The sequence below is a fragment of the Pseudomonas mendocina genome (assembly GCA_037482215.1).
Classification (GTDB): domain Bacteria; phylum Pseudomonadota; class Gammaproteobacteria; order Pseudomonadales; family Pseudomonadaceae; genus Aquipseudomonas; species Aquipseudomonas mendocina_E.
Genome location: CP148074.1, coordinates 561,205 through 579,822, shown reverse-complemented (window position 1 = coordinate 579,822; position 18,618 = coordinate 561,205). Strand labels below are relative to the sequence as shown.

The following is an 18,618-nucleotide window of genomic DNA, read 5'->3' as shown; positions in this document are numbered from 1 at the left end:
AGCCATAAGCATGCACCGGCTGCTCAGGGTACATAGCCGCAACGAGAGCCTGCATTGAACGTCCTGAAGTGTGGACTCGCGGCAGCTTTTACCAAAACACCAAAACGCACCTCAAAGAGGTATTAGAACAACCGTAACGCCCCTCCTAACAAATAACACTTTATAACTAAATTTCATTTTTAATAAGAACCCCCTGAAACTTCAACCTCGCTCCTGTGTCAGAACATGCCACTAAACTCTGCATACATTTTTTAGCACGCTCGCTATATTCCGCATCACAATCACGCCCTAAATTAATGGCCTGCGCACAAGCAGACCAAAAATAGCGGACTATGCTTAATGATCAGTTTAAAACCTTAAATAAGTTTTATTGTTCGCCGGACAGTTGGAAAACATAACGACCAGCTTTACCAGGCGTAAGTCACTCACAAAATCGGCACAGCGTATAAGCCCACAGCTAAATGAATACACGCCACTACGTTTTATGGTTACGGGCCTGTTCACTGGATCATTACGCACTGCACAGGAGAGCATCATGAATTTGCGTCCCGCACTCACACTACTCACATTCAGCGCACTCAGTATCACGCCCATTTTTGCCTCTGAGGGCACGGAAGATGAGTGGCAATTCGCCTTCAGCCCTTATTTCTGGGGCGCCGGAATATCCGGCGATGTCGGCCAGTTCAACCTTCCAAAAATCGAGATGGACTCCAGTTTCAGTGATATCTGGAAAGACCTGGACTTCTCATTCATGGCCATCGCCGAAGCACGCAAAGGTCGCTTCAGCCTGTTTTCTGATGTGGTCTACACCAAGATATCCAGCAGAGCGGATACACCACGAGGCGTCCTGGTTGATCACATCAACGTTAAATCTGAAACCTTTGCCGGGGTCCTCGGCGCTGGTTATGCCATCGTGGAAACAGACCGCGCGTTAGTGGACTGGGTAGCCGGCGCACGCCTCTGGCACGCCAGCACCGATATTAACTTTAAAGGCGGCCTGGTCGGTGATCGTTCTGGCCACGACAGCGACACCTGGGTTGATGCGGTGACAGGCCTGCGTGGCCGCTATGCCCTGACCCCAGAAATCTACCTCAGCGGTTGGGGGCTAATCGGCGCCGGTGAAGCAGACCTGGACTGGGATGTTGCTGCCACAGTCGGCTATCAGTTCAGCAACAGCCTGTCCGCCGTTGCAGGCTACCGTGCATTGGGCGTTGACTACAACAAAGGCAGTTTTGTCTACGACGTAGTACAAAAAGGGCCTGTTGTGGGCGTAGTTATGCGCTTCTAAGCACGCAAAATATAGGAACGCGCAGGTCACTAGGGGCTGGACTCAAAGCACATGCAAAGTTGCTTTGCCTTGTTTTAGTTTTGTCTATTTTCCAGTAACGGCCAACCCCGAGCAAAGTTCAACACCCTCGCTCTAAGGTGCTTATACGCTTTATTAGACAGGTAAACTAAGCAGAACCACCTTCCGAAATAAACACCTCAGGGGGTGACTTATCTTCACTGATCAATTGGTTACGACCGGCCGCCTTCCCATAATAGAGACGGCGATCAGCTTGGCGGTAAAGCGCTTCGGAGGTTTCACCATCCACCGGCCACTCCGCCAAACCAAAGGTCGCTGAAAGATGGATTTCCTGACCGCGATAATTCAATGGCGTCGTGCATACCAACTCGCGCAAGTACTCGACCAAGGGTTCAGCACAGAATCTATCGGTATTGCGCAGTAAAAGACCAAACTCTTCGCCCCCCATGCGGCCCAATGTGTCAGAGGTACGCAGGCGCTGTCCGAGAATATCGCAGACGTGACGCAGGGCTTGGTCACCCGCATCGTGGCCCCAGCGATCGTTCACCTCTTTGAAGTGGTCGATGTCCAGTATCACTAACACAAAGCGGCTTTGCGAGCGGACTGACTCTAGGATGGTTTGATCCAAATACTGTTGAAAGCTGCCTCGGGTGGCCACACCTGTCAGCGCATCAGTCCGTGCCATCTTCTGCAATTGGTGATGAGCAGCCGCCCTGCGTGATTCAAACAGATGCACGAATAGAGTCACCATAATCACGCAACCGATGGCGTTAGCCAGGTCAATGATTTCATGGGGCTCGAGTGAAACCTCTCTATTACGCAGATACAAAGCCAACGCAATCGCTGTATACGCAACCGTGATGATCACACCGCGCAAGCGTCCCAACAGCAGGTAGCTTAAAACCGGAACGATATATCCCCACACATATGCAGTGGTTGAGGCATTGGGCATGACGATGATGTATATGAGGAAACCAACCGTGCTCAGAACATAGCCGTACAGCCACATTTGCAGATTGTGGACAGCATGAATACGCCATCCGGCGCCTAAGAGAGCAGTGGCGCAAATCAACTCGAATGAAGCAAATAGATAATTGCCCGCAGCAAACTGCATCAGGCAAAAACTACCCAACACCAATCCGGTGACGACGAAAATGATGCGTGTAATGGACCTCTGTCCCTCATCCTGCAACTCCCGTAGCGCAGGAGAGTCAGGTGAGGATGCACCTTTGTGCACTTTAGAAAACATGTTGTCGCCCTGACAGCTGAGGCGTCTGTGCGCCTTGATTGAAAGCAGCTTAGCCAATAACGAACATTATGTGTTACGAGCGTACAAAAAAAACACACGCCATTTTGCCGTCACAGCGTTTTTTTGACTCAGTCGATAAATACGCAGCTTCCGTTATCACGCTTTAGGCACCAGCAGAGGCGGCATCGGGCAGTCCAGAATATCTGCCACAGCTCGTAACAATTCGGCCTCTAACACCTCAACACGCCCATCATGCTCAACACAGCGAGCCAGTGCTTTAAGCAAACGCGGCTTTTGCAGTGGTTTGAGCAGATTCAACCGCCCCAAAGCCTGCTCAAACGCCTCCAAACTCGTCGCGGTCACTGCTAGAAAACTAACCGCCTCCAGCTCTGCGCCCAGCACCTCGCGCGCCTCAGCAAAGGCCTGTTCGGCTTCTTGCTCCCGAGCGGCTCCCGTTCTGGCCATAAGTGTCAGCACCACCGAAAGCTCAGCAGCCAGTTCAGAAAGGTTGTAACGGCTGTTCACCGGCCGTTGATTATTAACGTTCCGCTCGACGATACGCAGTAATGCCCACTCATGCAGCGCCACACGGCCATCTGTACGGATCAACGCCACGAGCGCACGCTTAAAGTTGGCGTATTGATGCTCCCCCATTTGCTTCAATGCAGGGATTGCCAAATCCAGAACCGGCAACCGCAGCTGAACGGGTAACCGCGTTAAGGCATCCTGCAGTTGCAACAGCACGCCGTGTGCCTCAACGGAAATGAGCGACTTAAGCGCCTGCAGCTGCTTATCCAGCTGCTCTGGGCGCTTATCCAGCAGCAGTCCGTAGACCACGACCTGAGCCCCAACAGCGCTGTGGACAGCTTCATTCAGCGCAGGATGAAGCTGCTCTAAAGCACCGCGGGCCTGGGCCAAATGCCTGTCGCCTGGCTCACCAATCGCAGCAATGGAGGCCAGTGCTGACTGCCCACTGAATGCAGTAGCGCCAAAGGCTGAGTTCGGATCAACGGGGGCACCCCCTGAAGCTGAAGCCTGAGCACTTGCGCTCAAGTACGAGCCATCCCAATCCGGAGTGATACGGCGAATGCGGACATCCAGCGGCGGGTGAGTGGCCATTAACCCGCTCACGGCTCGGGCAATGCCTGCGGCAAAGTACATATGGCTGAACTCAGCCGCATAAGCACTGACAAGCTGGGAGCCCTGCTGATTTGCGCCAATTTTCTTGAGAGCACCGGCAATGCTGTCCGGGTTACGGGTGAACTGCACCGCCGACGCATCCGCCAAAAACTCCCGCTGACGGCTGACTGCAGCCTTGATCAAGCTACCGAAAAACGTCCCGGCATAGCCCAAAATCCACAATACGAGGCCCGTAGTCAGAATAATCTCGACCGTGCTGTCCTTTTTGGAGCGGCTACGGATTCTGCCAGCACTGCTCAGCAGAAAATCGCCAATCAGCCCCAACAACAGAATACCGTTCAGCACTGCTACCAACCGCGTATTCAAGCGCATGTCACCGTGAAAGATATGGCTGAACTCATGGGCGATCACCCCTTGCAGTTCCTCCCGGCTCAGCTGACTGATAGCACCTTGAGTCACACCGATCACAGCATCCTGTGGCGTAAGGCCCGCAGCAAAGGCATTGATACTGCCATCATTAAGCACGTACACGGGGGGAACAGGTGTGCCAGAGGCCAGCGCCATCTCCTCCACTACATTGAGTAAGCGGCGTTCTTCAAGGCTTTGCGGAGCCAAGTTGATAAGACGCCCGCCCAAGCGCTCGGCGATTACAGCACCGCCTTTACGCAATTCAACCCATTTGTACAGGCTTCCCACCAGCACCACCGCGATGATCACCACCGACACCAGTGCCACTAACTCCAACGGCGGCAGCCAGGCAGCGGCGCCACTGGCCATTGGGTTTGGCCTATCCCCGCTAAACTGCCAGAGTGCTCCCAGCGCCAAGCTGGTGATACTGATCAGGCTGACCACAGCCAGAACCATCAACAACAGCAGACGACCACTGTTGCGCTGAGCCTTTTCCTGCTGCTCAAAAAAATTCATTCAATGCCCCAAATCAAAAAGAAACCTTGGGGGCATCCTGAATCGCAGCACTGTCGGCAAACTCCAGCAAACTGGCATCCTGACCGTGACCAAAGGTTGCGGCCACCAACACTGGCGGGAAGGTCTGCTTGTAGGTGTTATAGGCCATGACCGAATCGTTGTAAGCCTGACGGGCAAACGCCACCTTGTTCTCGGTGCTGGTGAGTTCCTCGCTGAGCTGCTGCATGTTGGCGGAGGCCTTCAGGTCCGGGTAAGCCTCAACAGTGACCGCCATGCGCCCCATGGCCGATGTCAGCATAGACTCAGCCTGATTCAACTGAGCAATAGCCTGCGCGCTGCCAGGCTGTGCCGCCGCGGCTTTAAGGCCACTTACAGCCGCATTACGGGCGGCGATCACAGCTGCGAGCGTCTCGCGCTCGTGGGCCATGTAAGCCTTAGCCGTTTCCACCAGATTCGGGATCAGATCGTAACGGCGCTTGAGCTGCACCTCGATCTGGGCAAAGGCGTTCTTGTAGCGGTTACGCAACGACACCAGATTGTTGAAGATGCCGATAACGTAAAACACCAGCACAGCGACTACAGCCAGGAAAATCATCGTGGAAACGGACATGGAGAATCCTTATTGCCTGTCGGAAAGAGTCAGATAGTAGCGGAAAAAGCGTGCCACAAGCCCCCTTTGCATTAACAGGCTCGTAATAGCCGTGGCTCGCTAAAAGGTCTGGACGGCACGCACCGGTTATCGGCGTGACTGAATACAAGGCGGGGATGACAAGAATGTCACTTGGAGCGCTAGACCGACCGGTCTATACCTCTAGGCATGGAAAACTTACCGACCCGCAGCAAACTGATCCATGCCATGGCAGATGCGCTACAACGCAAAGGCCTGCATGGTGTTGGCCTCAGTGAAATACTGGAAATCAGCGGTGTGCCTAAGGGCAGCCTTTATCATCATTTCCCTGGTGGTAAGACCCAACTCGCCGTGGCCGCCATCGACGCCATTGGCGAACAGAGCGACCAGCACTTCAGCCATCTCTTCAGTCAGCAACCAGCCCCGCTCAAGGCCTTGAAAAAATGGCTCGCCGGTGCCTTGGTACAGCTGGAAAACAGCCGCTTCGAACGAGGCTGCCCCCTGGCCACCATCGCCCTTGAAAGCAGCCCGGATGACGTCGAAATACGCGCAGCCTTGCAACGCTGCTTCGTCACCATCCGCCGGGGGCTGAGTGATCACCTGCACGCGTTTGGCTACAGCCGCGAACAGGCCGACAAGCTGTCCGCACTATTTGTTTCACTCTACGAAGGCGTGCTGCTGCAAGCCCGTGTTGCCGGTTCCAGCGAACCGCTGCTCAATGCCATCGACGCCCTGTTTGAACTCACCGAGCAACAACACTTAAACGGAACCCATCCATGAGCACCGAACGCCCCGCTATCCAGAGTGAAAACCTGTCGCTGCGCGCACTAGACGGCTATCCGCTGGCCGCTACTCGCTATCACGCAGCGAATCCGCAGGCCCATCTGCTGATTGCCGGTGCCACAGGCGTTCCCCAAGGCTTTTACCGACGCTTTGCTGAGTACGCCGCCCAACAGGGCTTCAGCACCCTGACGCTGGATTATCGCGGCATAGGCAAATCCAAACCCGCCACACTTCGCGGTTTCGAGATGCACTATCTGGACTGGGCCAACCTCGACCTGGCCGCCGCCGTTGATCAACACAGCCATGCAGAGCATCCGCTTTATATGATTGGCCACTCATTTGGCGGGCATGCCTTCGGACTATTACCCAATCACCAACAGGTCAAAGGCTTCTACACATTTGGTACTGGGGCCGGTTGGCATGGCTGGATGCCGAAAAGTGAACAGATCCGTGTTCTGACGATGTGGCATCTGATTGGCCCAATACTCACCCGGGTTAAAGGCTATCTGGCTTGGAGCAAACTGGGGATGGGCGAGGATCTGCCCATGGGCGTGTATACCAACTGGAAAAAATGGTGCAGTCACCCGCGCTACTTCTTCGACGACCCGGACATGCCAGACATAGCCGAGCGCTTTGCCAGCGTCACCACACCTATTGTGGCTTGTAACGCAACTGACGACCTGTGGGCACCCGCTGCCTCACGTGATGCCTTTATGGCTGGTTACCGCAACGCGCCCTACCAAACCCGCACGGTTCATGCTCCAGAGGAGTTCGGCAATATCGGTCACATGGGGTATTTCAGGCCCTCTTCACAAGCGCTATGGGATGAGGCACTCAACTGGTTTGCACAGCTATATAAATAGTGGATTGCCTGAGCAACTGGCCGCATCGGAGCATGACATGAGCGGAGCGCCAGAGCGTAAATAGGAAATAGAAATTAGGCGAGCGCCCAAAAAAGAAAACCCCGCATTGCGGGGCCTTTGCAGACTGTTTGAACATCCTTGGTCTGTCACCATCCTGGCGACTATCCACGTTTCCCTATTGCTAAGTGCGCTTCCTGCGCGACGTCCATGGAACAAAGATTAACCACTCAGGCTAGGGTAGAACAGTGGAGAACTACCTAACTATTTGTAGGCAATTGCTTACAAAAACCCAAAACCTGAACGTTGCTTTATTTTGTGACTTTGCTCTTGTTAGACTGCTTGCCGACTACAAAAACAACAGACCCCGACGACGGGGTCATGGGGTTAGCAATGCGCTCACTCGTAATCGCCCTCAGCTGCTTGGCAACCAGCATCAGCCTGACCGCCTTTGCAAACGGTCAGAGCCAACTCTCCGACCCAAAAGCAACGCCGCAACTGCTCTGGAGCAAAATCTACGAGCAAGGCGGTAAGACCCTCTACTGTTCCAGCACCTTCACCAGCGACGTCAGCCAACTCAAGGCAAGCCCGGTATACAGCGCCAAACAGCTGAAAAGCGCGCTGCGCTGTGTCACTGATCGTCAGTGCAACATCATGAACCCGCGCTACGTCTTTATCGCTTCTGATCTGCATAACTACTACCCAGCCTTGAGCCAGGTCGATCAGGCGCGCAGCAATGCACAGTTCGGCACACTCGATGACAGCGCACAGGTCAGTTTTGCCGAACTGGGTTGTGAGATGAAGACCAGCTTTAAAATGGTCGAGCCCCGGGATGATGCCAAGGGTAACGTTGCGCGCGCCCTGTTCTACATGCACGTGGAATATGACCTGCCGATTCCCGGCGATGTTGCCACATTCAAACAATGGCATGAGATGGACCCGCCAGATGCAGATGAACGCCTGCGCAACGACAAAATTGAAGCGCTCCAAGGCTCACGCAATCGTTTTATCGACACCCCGGCACTGGTCAATGAGCTGATCAAAGAGTAAAGCTCACTCCACTCTCAGCGTTAAGCGGCTCAGAAACAGAAAACCCGGCGTAAGCCGGGTTTTCTGTTTCTACTGTATCCCTCAGAACTGTGAAGCATCCAACAAATACAGGCTCTCACTTCCTGCTTTGACCGCAGCAGTCAGTGAGTGAATACGCGGCAGCAGACGAGCAAAGAAGAACCGCGCAGTGCCCAGCTTGCTGACATAGAAATCACCTTCACTCTGCTTGGCCAGTGCCGTGCGCGCCATCAATGCCCACATGTAGGCATAGGCGGTATAGCCAAACACTTGCAGGTACTCGACCGACGCTGCACCTGCTTCATTCGGGTTAGCTTTCGCACGCTCCAGCAGATCCGCTGTCATTTGCTCAAGGTTAGCGATTGCCGCTTTCAAAGGCTCAACAAACTCAGCCAATGAGGCGTCAGCACTGTCGGTGAAAGCTTTGATTTCATCAGCAAAGTGCTTGTAATACGCACCGCCGCTGCCAATCACCTTACGGCCAACCAGATCCAGCGCCTGAATGCCGTTGGTGCCTTCATAGATTTGCGTGATGCGGCAATCGCGCACCAGCTGCTCTTGTCCCCACTCGCGGATATAACCATGGCCACCAAACACCTGCTGACCATGCACAGTGGTTTCCAGCGCCATATCGGTCAGGAATGCTTTGGCCACCGGCGTTAGCAGCGCGACAAGCTCTTCAGCGCGTTTACGGGTGGCTGGGTCTTCGCTGTACTTGGCAGTATCGAGTTGCATCGCCACGTAGCTGGAGAAGGCACGGCCGCCTTCGTTCAGCGCCTTCATGGTCAGCAGCATGCGACGTACATCCGGATGCACAATGATCGGGTCAGCTGCTTTGTCTTTTGCCACCGGGCCGGTCGGCGCACGGCTCTGGATACGCTCACGGGCGTATTCAACAGCGCTCTGATAGGAGCGTTCGCCCAGAGACAGCCCCTGAATACCTACGCCCAAACGCTCGTAGTTCATCATGGTGAACATCGCTGCCAGGCCTTTGTTCGGCGCATCCACGATCCAGCCAGTGGCGCCGTCAAAGTTCATCACACAGGTCGCGGATGCCTTAATGCCCATCTTGTGCTCGATAGAACCGCAGGACAGGGCGTTTTTCTCACCCAGTGAGCCGTCATCATTGACCAGCACCTTCGGCACTAGGAACAGCGAAATACCTTTCGGGCCCGCCGGTGCATCCGGCAGTTTGGCTAACACCAAGTGGATGATGTTCTCGGTCAGATCGTGCTCGCCGCCGGTGATAAAGATCTTGGTGCCGCTGATTTTGTAGCTGCCATCCGCCTGCGGCTCAGCCTTGGTACGGATGATGCCCAAATCGGTGCCAGCATGGGGCTCAGTCAGGCACATGGAACCTGCCCACACACCGGAATACATATTCGGCAGGTACTTCTCTTTCAGCTCTTCGCTGGCATGAGCGTTGATCGACAGGCAGGCACCGGCAGTCAGCATCGGGTACAAGCCGAACGACAGGTTGGCGGAGTTCACCATTTCTTCAACCTGTGCAGAGATCACCTTCGGCATGCCCATGCCGCCAAATACCGGATCACCGCCTACACCAACCCAGCCACCTTCTGCATAAGCCTTGTATGCATCCTGGAAGCCAGCCGGGGTTTTCACCACGCCGTTGTTCCAGCTGCAGCCTTCCTCATCACCGCTGCGATTGAGTGGGGCAATTACGCCACCCGTGACCTTGCCAGCTTCTTCGAGGATCGCATTAGCGGTGTCTTCATCGACAACGTCAGCCAAGCCCGGCAGCTGCGCCCACAGCTTGGAAACTTCAAATACTTCATTAAGTACGAAGCGCATATCGCGCAGTGGAGCATTGTAGTCAGCCATCGGAAATCCTCACGCAAACCAGCGAAAATAACGGGACGCAGCGAGTCTAACTGAACAACATTGCAGACACGTAGCGTCAGGTTGTGACCATATATCCATTATTGGTTTTAGCCAAAACTCAGGCATAAACCACCATTGAGTGCCGTGCCAAAAACCCGCACAAGCACCAGAAACTAGCGAATGTCTGGCCAGAACCGGCCAGTCAAAAAACACCGCTCATAAAAAAACCGCTGCCCAAAAGCAGCGGTTTTTGATCCTCAAACCCGAACTTAGTAGCCCAGGTCGAAGTTCTCTTCTGCCATGTCCATCAGGTTGTTAGCACCGGACAGCATTGCAGCGACGTGCGCACGGGTACGTGGCAGGATGCGGGCGAAATAGAACTTGGCAGTTTGGATCTTAGCTTCGTAGAAAGCCTTTTCCGACGTACCTGCCGCCAGCTTTTCAGCCGCAACGCGTGCGATGTCAGCCCAGAAGTAAGCCAAGCAGGCATAACCGGAGTACATGAGGTAGTCGACAGAAGCAGCACCGACTTCTTCACGATCCTTCATGGCAGCCATCCCCACTTTCATGGTGATCTCGCCCCACTCCTTGTTGATGTCAGCCAGTTGGCCAACCAGCCCTTTGAGGCTCTCGTTGCCCTCGTTAGCTTGGCAGAACTTGTGCACGATCTTGGTGAAGCCTTTCAGCGCTTCGCCCTGAGTCATCAGCACTTTACGGCCCAGCAGGTCCAGTGCCTGGATACCAGTGGTGCCCTCGTACAGCATAGAGATACGGGCATCACGCACGTTCTGCTCCATGCCCCACTCAGCGATAAAGCCATGGCCACCGTAGATTTGCAGACCGTGGTTAGCAGCTTCAAAGCCCACTTCGGTGATGAACGCTTTAGCAATCGGCGTGAGGAAAGCCAGCATGGCATCAGCCGCTTTCTTCTCTTCTTCGTTTTCGCTGTAGCGGACGATGTCGACTTGCTTAGCTGCGAAATAAATCAGCGCACGGCTACCTTCGGAGAAGGCTTTCATGGTCAGCAGCATGCGGCGGACGTCCGGGTGCACGATCAGCGGATCGGCAGGCTTGTCCGGCGCTTTCGGGCCAGTCAGGGAACGCATCTGCAGACGCTCACGAGCGTACTTCAAACCACCTTGGAAACCGATCTCAGCGTGCGCCAGGCCTTGCAGCGAGGTACCAACACGAGCGGTGTTCATGAAGGTGAACATGCAGTTCAGGCCTTTGTTCGGCGGGCCAATCAGGAAGCCTGTGGCGCCGTCAAAGTTCATCACACAGGTCGCGTTACCGTGGATGCCCATTTTGTGTTCGATAGAACCGCAGGACACGGCGTTACGCTCACCGGCAGAACCGTCAGCTGCTGGCAGGAACTTCGGCACGATGAACAGGGAGATACCTTTGGTGCCTTGCGGCGCATCCGGCAGACGGGCCAGAACGATGTGGACAATGTTGCCCGACATGTCGTGCTCACCCGCAGAGATGAAGATTTTGGTGCCCGATACTTTGTAGCTGCCATCAGCTTGCGGCTCAGCCTTAGTACGCAGCATGCCCAGGTCGGTACCGCAATGGGGCTCGGTCAGGCACATGGTACCGGTCCACTCACCGGTCACCAGCTTGCTCAGGTAGGCGTGTTTCTGCTCCTCAGTACCGTGAGCGGCGATGGTGTTCATCGCGCCATGGGACAGGCCTGGGTACATACCCCAGGACCAGTTAGCCTGGCCGATCATTTCGCTCATGCTGATGCCAAGGGATTCCGGCAAACCTTGACCGCCATGGTCAACGTCGTGCGCCAGGCTCGGCCAGCCACCTTCAACGAACTGGTCGTAGGCTTCTTTGAAGCCTGTCGGAGTTTTCACGCCTTCAGGTGACCACTTACAACCTTCCAGGTCACCTACACGGTTAAGAGGAGCAATGACTTGCTCACAGAACTTGGCGCCTTCTTCGAGGATGGCGTCAACCACGTCCGGAGTCGCGTCCTGGCAAGCCGAAAGGCTTTGATAGTGCTCGGGATAGCCCAGCAGTTCGTCACGAACGAAACGGATATCACGCAAGGGAGCCTTGTACTCAGGCATGACGGTAAACCTCTGCGGTAGATTCTTGGATGTATAGGTAACAGGGGAAATCGACTGTTCTTAGTGTTCGACTGGGAGCGGATAACGCCAACAAACAGTCAAACAGGTGTTTGAAACATACGTTTATGACCTACCAATGTCAAGCACCCCCAGACAGGCTCAGATAGCCAGGTCGATCAATGGATCAGAGCCCTTCACGCCACTCATCTGGCGGTAAAGCTCAAGCGCAGTGGATGTGGCGGACGCCGGTGTAACGTCTTTCTTATTGTCATTTTCTGTAGCTTTTTGTTCGTTCTCTTCTCGCTGCTCAGCTCGGGTTTCACGCGCAGCTTCAGTCTCTTCGCGGCGCGTCCTGGCGACCTCCGCGAAGGCTTCTGCCATACGAATCTGAGCTTGTGCTGCAATCTGTCGGTCTTGGGCTGAAGGCTCTGCCGGGGACAGCGCCGCCCTGATCACCACCTCCATCTTGCGTACGGTGGCTTCGGGATCATTCGGCACCGCACTGACATCAATGCTGACCTCACCGGCGACGGCATAGCGTTTGCCATCTGTGCCACGCTCATAACTATAGGTCGGGGCCCCTGCATGGCGGCCTCCGATGGCTGCGTGGGCCTGCTCATGCAAGCGAACTTCCCGGTCACGCTGGACCATTCGGGTAAGTTCGAGCTGCTCAATCTGTTCGGCTGCAGTTGGCTTATTGCTGGCGTTACTAACGCCTGAGGACGGCCCTTCGGAAGAGCCAGAAGCGGATGAGGCCGATGGGGAAGCCTGAGTGTCAGGCTTTTTAGCAGCCAGATCAGGCTGCGGCCAGGATGAATAGGCTACAGAGTGATTGAAGTTGGCAACCTGCATGGATGCACCCTCACCCTGATGACAGGCTGACGCCGTAGGCTTCAGCCGCTGTCATTCAACTTATGCGCGGATGTCGATCAACGTGCCCAGCACCTCGTCCGCACTTTTAGCGACCTTGCTGCCGGCCTGCACTTGTTGCTGGCCTTCGTTCAGACTCACCAAGCTTTGCGCCAGATCAGGGCGAGTTTGTTCCGATGCGCGCGACGTGGCTTCGACCGCATTCGGTGCAGGCGTTGGATTGACGGGCTGAGCAGGCGGCAACGTCTGGCTGACTATATCAGCAGCGGCCTGATCTACACGACGCTGTCCGCTTTGTACCGTGCTGATGGCTGAGCTGAACGCACTGCGCGAAATTTCCATAATGAAGTCCTGCCACGAAACCAGTGAATAATCTTATTGAAGCAGATACTGTACGAAAAACGTACAACCAAATCGCTATCAACGTGTTTCAGCTTAGACCGTATTCAGCAGCAGGCGCAGATCCAGATAACCGGCCACCTCATCCGCCGTTGGCTTTGGCAAACGCGGCAGGAACCCCAGGCATGGTGCGGGCAGGCGTTCAGCCAGGGTCGCCAGGTTCTCTTTGATCCGCGAGGTGTTTGGGTCAACGACATTAGCCACCCAGCCCGCCAGTCTCAGGCCATCGCGTTCAATCGCCTCAGCCGTCAGCAGCGCATGGTTGATACAACCCAAGCGCACGCCGACCACCAGAATCACCGGTAGCTGCAAAGCGATGGCCAGATCCGCCAGCGTCTCCTGCCCGGCCAGCGGCACACGCCAACCACCCGCACCCTCAACCACGGTGAAGTCAGCCTGCTTTTCAAGCACGGCTTGTACGGGTGCCAGCAAGGCAGCGCTGTCTAACTGTATTCCAGCTTCTTGAGCGGCAAGATGCGGGGCAATGGCCGGGGCAAAGGCCATCGGGTTGATCTCGTCGTAACTTAACTCCAGGCTGCACTGCCCCATCAGCGCCAGCGCGTCCTCGTTGCGCAAACCCTTATCGGTCAGTTCACAGCCGGAAGCCACCGGTTTGGCTGCTGCGGTAGACAGCCCAAGCTTCTGGGCAGCCCGAAGCAGTCCTGCCGCCACCGTGGTTTTGCCGATTTCCGTGTCCGTGCCGGTTACAAAAAACGCAGCGCTCATATCACTCCTTACGTAATACGCCGTAGAGCACTTGGTAGGTGAGCGGCAACCCTTGGGGTTGGCGGAACTGTTCGTACGCGTTAATTAGCGCCAGCATTCGCGCTCGCCCGGTGAGACCGCCCGGCCTTCCGGGGTTAAGGTTGTGTGCGCCCAGCGCCTTGAGTTCGTGGGTCAGTGTGCGCAGGTCTGGATAAAAAAGGCGTTGCGCCTCTACCTGCAAACAGACTTCACGCAAACCACTCCCTGAGCACAGGCGCTGATAATCACTGTAATGACGAAAGCGATTAACGTGGACAAAACCATCCACTGCCTGCCAACTGTCACGCAGTTCCTGCAAGGTGCCGACACACAAACTGCTAAAAGCAAACACACCACCGGGTTTGAGCACCCGGCCTGCTTCCCGTAGGACAGACTGAAAATCCGCGCACCACTGCAACGCTAGGCTGGAGAAAATCAGATCGCAGGATGCATCTTGTAAAGGCAGGTTTTCCGCATCCCCGGCAATAAACTGCTGGGCACCACCCAACGGACGGGCGTGTTGCAGCATGCCTTCAGCAATATCCAACGCCACACCTTCAGTGGCCGGAAAGCGCTGGGCCAATGCCCGGCTGAAATGCCCGGTACCGCAGCCCAGATCAAGCCAACGCTCAACGCTCACAGAAGGCAGCAAGCTCAACAAGCGCTCGCCCACATTGCGCTGCAAGGCAGCAACGCTGTCATAGGTCGTGGCCGCGCGGGAGAACGAAGCTGCGACCTGGCGCTTGTCCGGCAGGCCGACATATTGCTGTTGAGCCAGATCAGTCATCGCGGGCCTCATGTAAAAAAGCCTGAATAGCGGCAGCGATTTCGTGGGGGCGCTCCAGAATAAAAGCGTGGCTGACCTCTTCGATCAGGCCGACTTCCACATCACCCACCAGCGCCAGCAGGGCCTGTGCGGCATCAGCAGGCACCAGCGCATCGCTGCCTGCAAACAGGTGCAGTTGCGGGCCGACAAACTGTTCAATCGCAGGGCGGGTATCCAATGCCGCCAGCACTTCAAGCCCGGCCAGCAGAATGTCTGCCTGCACGGTCGGCGCACTGGCCAGCAGTTGCCGGGACAGACTGCGCCCATCCGCAGCGCCCTGCGCGCAGAGCAAGGCAAAACGCTTCAGGGTTGCCTGCGCATCTGCCGCGCAGTTCTGCATAAAGGCATCAAAGGTTTCAACGGGCATTGCCGTCGGCCAGTCCGGTTCGGCAACAAAACTCAGGTTACTGGCCAGGGTCACTAGGCCAGGGCAGCGTTCACCACGGCGTTCAGCCAATGCGGCGGCGAGCATGCCGCCAAGGGACCAGCCACCGAGCCAGGCATCTTCCGGCAGGTTGGCATCCAGCTCATCCAGCCAATCAGCCGGATCGGCTGAAGTCTGCGTTGGCAGCGGCTCGACTTGCACCAGCAGGTGCGGGTCAATCCCGCTCAAGGCATCCGCTAGCGGTTGCAACGGCGCAGTTCCCAAGCCCCAGCCGGGCAGCAGAATCAGGCGATTACGCATGGGCAGCATCCTCATTAGCCAGCAGCGGCCAACACTCGCCGAGCGTCTCCAGCAAGCGCTCGAGCTGCTCGAAACTGTGCGCTGCCGAAAGTGTCACCCGCAGGCGGGCGGTGCCAGCCGGAACAGTAGGCGGACGAATCGCCGTCACCAACAGGCCACGCTCGCGCAGCATTTGCGATAACCGCAGAGCACGGCCACTGTCGCCGACCAGAATCGGCTGGATTGGTGTCGGGCTGTCCATCAGCTCCAGCCCCAGGGCCGCTGCCCCCTCGCGGAAGCGGCGGATCAGCTCGCTCAGATGCTCGCGCCGCCAATGTTCGGTTCGCAGCAGCTCCAGACTTTTCAGGGTAGCGCAGGCCAACGCAGGCGGCTGGCTGGTGGTGTAAATGTAGGGCCGGGCGAACTGCACCATGGCTTCGATCAGCTCTTCGCTGCCCGCGACAAACGCGCCAGCGGTGCCGAATGACTTGCCCAGGGTGCCGACCAGCACCTGCACATCATCCTGTGCCAGACCATAGTGCTCGACGATCCCGCCACCGTTCGCACCCAGCGTGCCAAAGCCATGGGCATCGTCCACCATCACCCAAGCATCGGCGCGCTTGGTTTCAGCGCACAGGGCAGGCAACTCAGCCAGATCACCGTCCATACTGAACACGCCATCGGTGACAACTAATGTATTTCCAACGGCCTTTTGCAGGCGCAGGTTGAGGCTATCAGCATCGTTGTGCTGGTAACGGGAAAAGCGCGCACCACTGAGCAAACCGGCATCCAGCAGCGAGGCGTGATTAAGGCGATCTTCCAGCACGGTATCGCCCTGCCCGACCAGCGCTGTGACCACGCCCATATTGGCCATATAGCCGGTGGTAAACAGCAGCGCCTTGGGCCGGCCAGTGAACTCGGCCAGCGCCTCCTCAAGCTCGTGGTGCGGTGTGCTGTGGCCAATCACCAGATGCGAAGCACCACCGCCGACACCCCAGCGCGCGGCGCCAGCCTGCCAGGCTTCGATCACCTGTGGATGGTTGGCCAGACCAAGGTAGTCATTGGAACAGAACGCCAGCAGCTCGCGGCCATCCACCTGCACGCTAGGCCCTTGCGGGCTTTGCAGCAGCGGGCGCTGGCGATACAGCTGGGCGGCGCGTCGTTCGGCCAGACGGCTGGCGAGATCAAAACTCATAGAAAAACCTGCCGGGCAGTCGCGGGTGGCTAAGCACCCGCCGGGTGATTAAACGGCAGCGTTGTAGAACAGCTTGGAGTCGCGCTGCTCAATCAGAGCTTGCTCGATGGCCGCCTTATGGACCTCATCGCCGTGCTCTTCGCGCTCTTCCGGCTTGATGCCCAGGCGTGCGAACAGCTCCATGTCCTTGGTCGCTTGTGGGTTGGCGGTGGTGAGCAGCTTCTCGCCGTAGAAGATCGAGTTAGCTCCGGCAAAGAACGCCAGCGCCTGCATCTGCTCGTTCATCGCCTCGCGGCCTGCGGACAAGCGCACGTGGGATTTCGGCATCATGATGCGGGCCACGGCGAGCATGCGGATAAAGTCGAACGGATCAACATCCTGCTCATCGGCCAATGGCGTGCCCTGCACTTTCACCAGCATGTTGATCGGCACCGACTCCGGATGCTCCGGCAGGTTAGCCAGCTGGATCAGCAGACCGGCGCGGTCGTCCAGGGATTCACCCATACCGAGGATACCGCCTGAGCAGATCTTCATCCCGGACTCACGTACATAGGCCAGTGTTTCCAGACGCTCGGCGTATGTGCGGGTGGTAATGATGTTGCCGTAGAACTCCGGTGAGGTGTCCAGGTTGTGGTTGTAGTAATCCAGCCCGGCTGCTGCCAGCGCCTGAGTCTGCTCGCGGTCGAGCTTGCCCAGAGTCATGCAGGTTTCCAGACCGAGTGCCTTCACGCCTTCAACCATTTTCAGCACGTAGGGCATGTCTTTGGCCGACGGGTGCTTCCACGCTGCGCCCATGCAGAAACGGGTGGAGCCAATCGCCTTAGCTTCCGCCGCAGCCTCCAGCACCTTCTGCACTTCCATCAACTTCTGCTTATCCAGGCCAGTGTTGTAGTGACCGGACTGAGGACAGTATTTGCAGTCTTCCGGGCAGGCGCCAGTCTTGATCGAAAGCAAGGTCGAGACCTGTACCCGGTTAGGGTCAAAGTGGGCACGGTGCACCATTTGCGCCTGAAACAGCAGATCGTTGAACGGTTGCTCAAACAGCGCCTTGACCTCGGCGAGGGTCCAGTCGTGGCGAGTTGGAGAGGCGGCGGTGGCACTCATGGTTGTGTCCTTGCTCAATAGCGCATGTTGTTCTTTGGTTCCGCCGGTAAAGGCGGTCATCAGGCCAGGCAAATCATAGATACAGATCACACACTGTCAACCATGTTTTTACTTAAGGTTTACTACTGGTTATTTTGTGATCAATTATGATTTATTCACGGAAGAGCCTATATGCCTGCCTTGGACGGTTTTATGGACCATCTACCTACCTGGATTAAACCGACCAACCGCTGCCTGCTCTGTGATGAACGCAGCGAGCACAGCATCATCGGCATCTGCATGGCCTGTGAAATAGACCTGCCCTGGCTGGGTCCGCATTGCAGCGTCTGCGCCCTGCCGCTGCCTGCGTCGGGAATGATTTGCGGCAGTTGCCAGAAACGCCCGCCCGCATTTGAGCGGGTGATTGCGCCCTGGCGCTACAGCTTCCCGGTGGACACCTTGATCACCCGCTTTAAGCATCAGAACAAGCTGCCGTATGGGCATCTGCTGACCGAACTGCTGGCCCGGCATATTCGCCACAGCCTAGATGATGGGCTGAGCACACCAGATCTGCTCTTGCCTGTGCCTTTGGCCGCAGGACGTCTGCGCCAACGCGGTTTCAATCAGGCTGAGTTGATGTGCCAGTGGCTCAGCCCACTGCTGGATGTACCAGTGCAGAAACGCTGGTTGATCCGCCAGTTTGATACACCCGCGCAACAACAGCTCGATGCCAAAACCCGACGGCGCAACCTACGCAACGCCTTTGCGCTAAACGCGCATGCCGAGGTGAAAAATCGCCATATCGCCCTGATCGATGACGTGCTGACCACGGGCGCTACGGCAGAAATGCTCGCCTGCCTGCTCACGCGGGCCGGTGCGACTCATGTGGATGTGTATTGCCTGGCGCGTACGCCGCGACCGGGCGATTAAGCGGGAAAGCGGAGTTAGCGCTAAACTGGCCG

Annotated in this window: 17 protein-coding genes; 5 read left to right on the top strand and 12 right to left on the bottom strand. The window is 56.4% G+C overall.

Annotated features, from left to right (window positions below; all coding sequences use genetic code 11):
• Positions 1 to 535: 535 nt before the first annotated feature.
• Positions 536 to 1,288: a hypothetical protein gene (locus tag WG219_02465; protein ID WXL26373.1), complete on the top strand. Its 753-nt coding sequence runs from the start codon at positions 536 to 538 to the stop codon at positions 1,286 to 1,288.
• Between the two features lie 166 nt (positions 1,289 to 1,454).
• On the opposite strand, the gene WG219_02460 is transcribed toward WG219_02465, so the two are convergent.
• The 3 genes from WG219_02460 to WG219_02450 form a co-directional block, all read right to left on the bottom strand.
• A complete protein-coding gene (locus tag WG219_02460) occupies positions 1,455 to 2,555 on the bottom strand; it encodes a GGDEF domain-containing protein (GenBank protein WXL26372.1) in 1,101 nt (366 codons plus the stop codon).
• A 156-nt stretch (positions 2,556 to 2,711) separates the two neighbouring features.
• Positions 2,712 to 4,619, bottom strand: coding sequence for a M48 family metallopeptidase (locus WG219_02455; protein WXL26371.1), 1,908 nt, complete (start codon positions 4,617 to 4,619; stop codon positions 2,712 to 2,714).
• Positions 4,620 to 4,632: 13 nt separating this feature from the next.
• Positions 4,633 to 5,229 (bottom strand): LemA family protein, encoded by a 597-nt coding sequence (locus WG219_02450; protein WXL26370.1) that lies wholly within the window; start codon positions 5,227 to 5,229, stop codon positions 4,633 to 4,635.
• A 207-nt stretch (positions 5,230 to 5,436) separates the two neighbouring features.
• Here WG219_02450 and WG219_02445 point away from each other — a divergent pair, with 207 nt between their 5' ends.
• The 3 genes from WG219_02445 to WG219_02435 all read left to right on the top strand — a co-directional run bounded on the left by WG219_02445 (position 5,437) and on the right by WG219_02435 (position 7,940).
• Entirely contained in the window at positions 5,437 to 6,027 is a 591-nt protein-coding gene (locus tag WG219_02445) for a TetR/AcrR family transcriptional regulator (protein WXL26369.1), read from the top strand.
• The gene (locus WG219_02440; GenBank protein ID WXL26368.1) at positions 6,024 to 6,893 is read left to right on the top strand and encodes an alpha/beta fold hydrolase; all 870 of its coding nucleotides are present in this window, start codon (positions 6,024 to 6,026) and stop codon (positions 6,891 to 6,893) included. Before WG219_02445 ends, WG219_02440 begins: the two co-directional genes overlap by 4 nt.
• 390 nt (positions 6,894 to 7,283) lie before the next feature.
• A complete protein-coding gene (locus WG219_02435) occupies positions 7,284 to 7,940 on the top strand; it encodes an endonuclease (protein ID WXL26367.1) in 657 nt (218 codons plus the stop codon).
• 81 nt (positions 7,941 to 8,021) lie between these two features.
• Here WG219_02435 and WG219_02430 read toward each other — a convergent pair whose 3' ends face one another.
• From WG219_02430 to bioB, 9 genes are all read right to left on the bottom strand, one after another.
• Positions 8,022 to 9,800 (bottom strand): acyl-CoA dehydrogenase C-terminal domain-containing protein, encoded by a 1,779-nt coding sequence (locus tag WG219_02430; protein WXL26366.1) that lies wholly within the window; start codon positions 9,798 to 9,800, stop codon positions 8,022 to 8,024.
• A gap of 269 nt (positions 9,801 to 10,069) precedes the next feature.
• The gene (locus WG219_02425) at positions 10,070 to 11,875 is read right to left on the bottom strand and encodes a phenylacyl-CoA dehydrogenase (GenBank protein WXL26365.1); all 1,806 of its coding nucleotides are present in this window, start codon (positions 11,873 to 11,875) and stop codon (positions 10,070 to 10,072) included.
• A gap of 159 nt (positions 11,876 to 12,034) precedes the next feature.
• The gene (locus WG219_02420; protein ID WXL26364.1) at positions 12,035 to 12,727 is read right to left on the bottom strand and encodes a putative metalloprotease CJM1_0395 family protein; all 693 of its coding nucleotides are present in this window, start codon (positions 12,725 to 12,727) and stop codon (positions 12,035 to 12,037) included.
• 60 nt (positions 12,728 to 12,787) lie between these two features.
• Entirely contained in the window at positions 12,788 to 13,087 is a 300-nt protein-coding gene (locus tag WG219_02415) for a hypothetical protein (GenBank protein WXL26363.1), read from the bottom strand.
• A 93-nt stretch (positions 13,088 to 13,180) separates the two neighbouring features.
• Entirely contained in the window at positions 13,181 to 13,870 is a 690-nt protein-coding gene (gene bioD / locus WG219_02410; GenBank protein WXL26362.1) for a dethiobiotin synthase, read from the bottom strand.
• Position 13,871: 1 nt separating this feature from the next.
• Complete coding sequence (gene bioC, locus WG219_02405) at positions 13,872 to 14,675, bottom strand: malonyl-ACP O-methyltransferase BioC (GenBank protein WXL26361.1); 804 nt, start codon at positions 14,673 to 14,675, stop codon at positions 13,872 to 13,874.
• Entirely contained in the window at positions 14,668 to 15,399 is a 732-nt protein-coding gene (locus WG219_02400) for an alpha/beta fold hydrolase (protein WXL26360.1), read from the bottom strand. Before WG219_02400 ends, bioC begins: the two co-directional genes overlap by 8 nt.
• The gene (gene bioF, locus WG219_02395) at positions 15,392 to 16,573 is read right to left on the bottom strand and encodes an 8-amino-7-oxononanoate synthase (protein ID WXL26359.1); all 1,182 of its coding nucleotides are present in this window, start codon (positions 16,571 to 16,573) and stop codon (positions 15,392 to 15,394) included. The genes WG219_02400 and bioF overlap by 8 nt, the downstream gene beginning before the upstream one ends.
• A gap of 48 nt (positions 16,574 to 16,621) precedes the next feature.
• Positions 16,622 to 17,677, bottom strand: a complete 1,056-nt coding sequence (gene bioB, locus WG219_02390) for a biotin synthase BioB (GenBank protein ID WXL26358.1) — start codon at positions 17,675 to 17,677, stop codon at positions 16,622 to 16,624.
• Between the two features lie 171 nt (positions 17,678 to 17,848).
• Here bioB and WG219_02385 point away from each other — a divergent pair, with 171 nt between their 5' ends.
• A complete protein-coding gene (locus tag WG219_02385; GenBank protein ID WXL26357.1) occupies positions 17,849 to 18,586 on the top strand; it encodes a ComF family protein in 738 nt (245 codons plus the stop codon).
• The last annotated feature ends 32 nt before the right edge of the window (positions 18,587 to 18,618 follow it).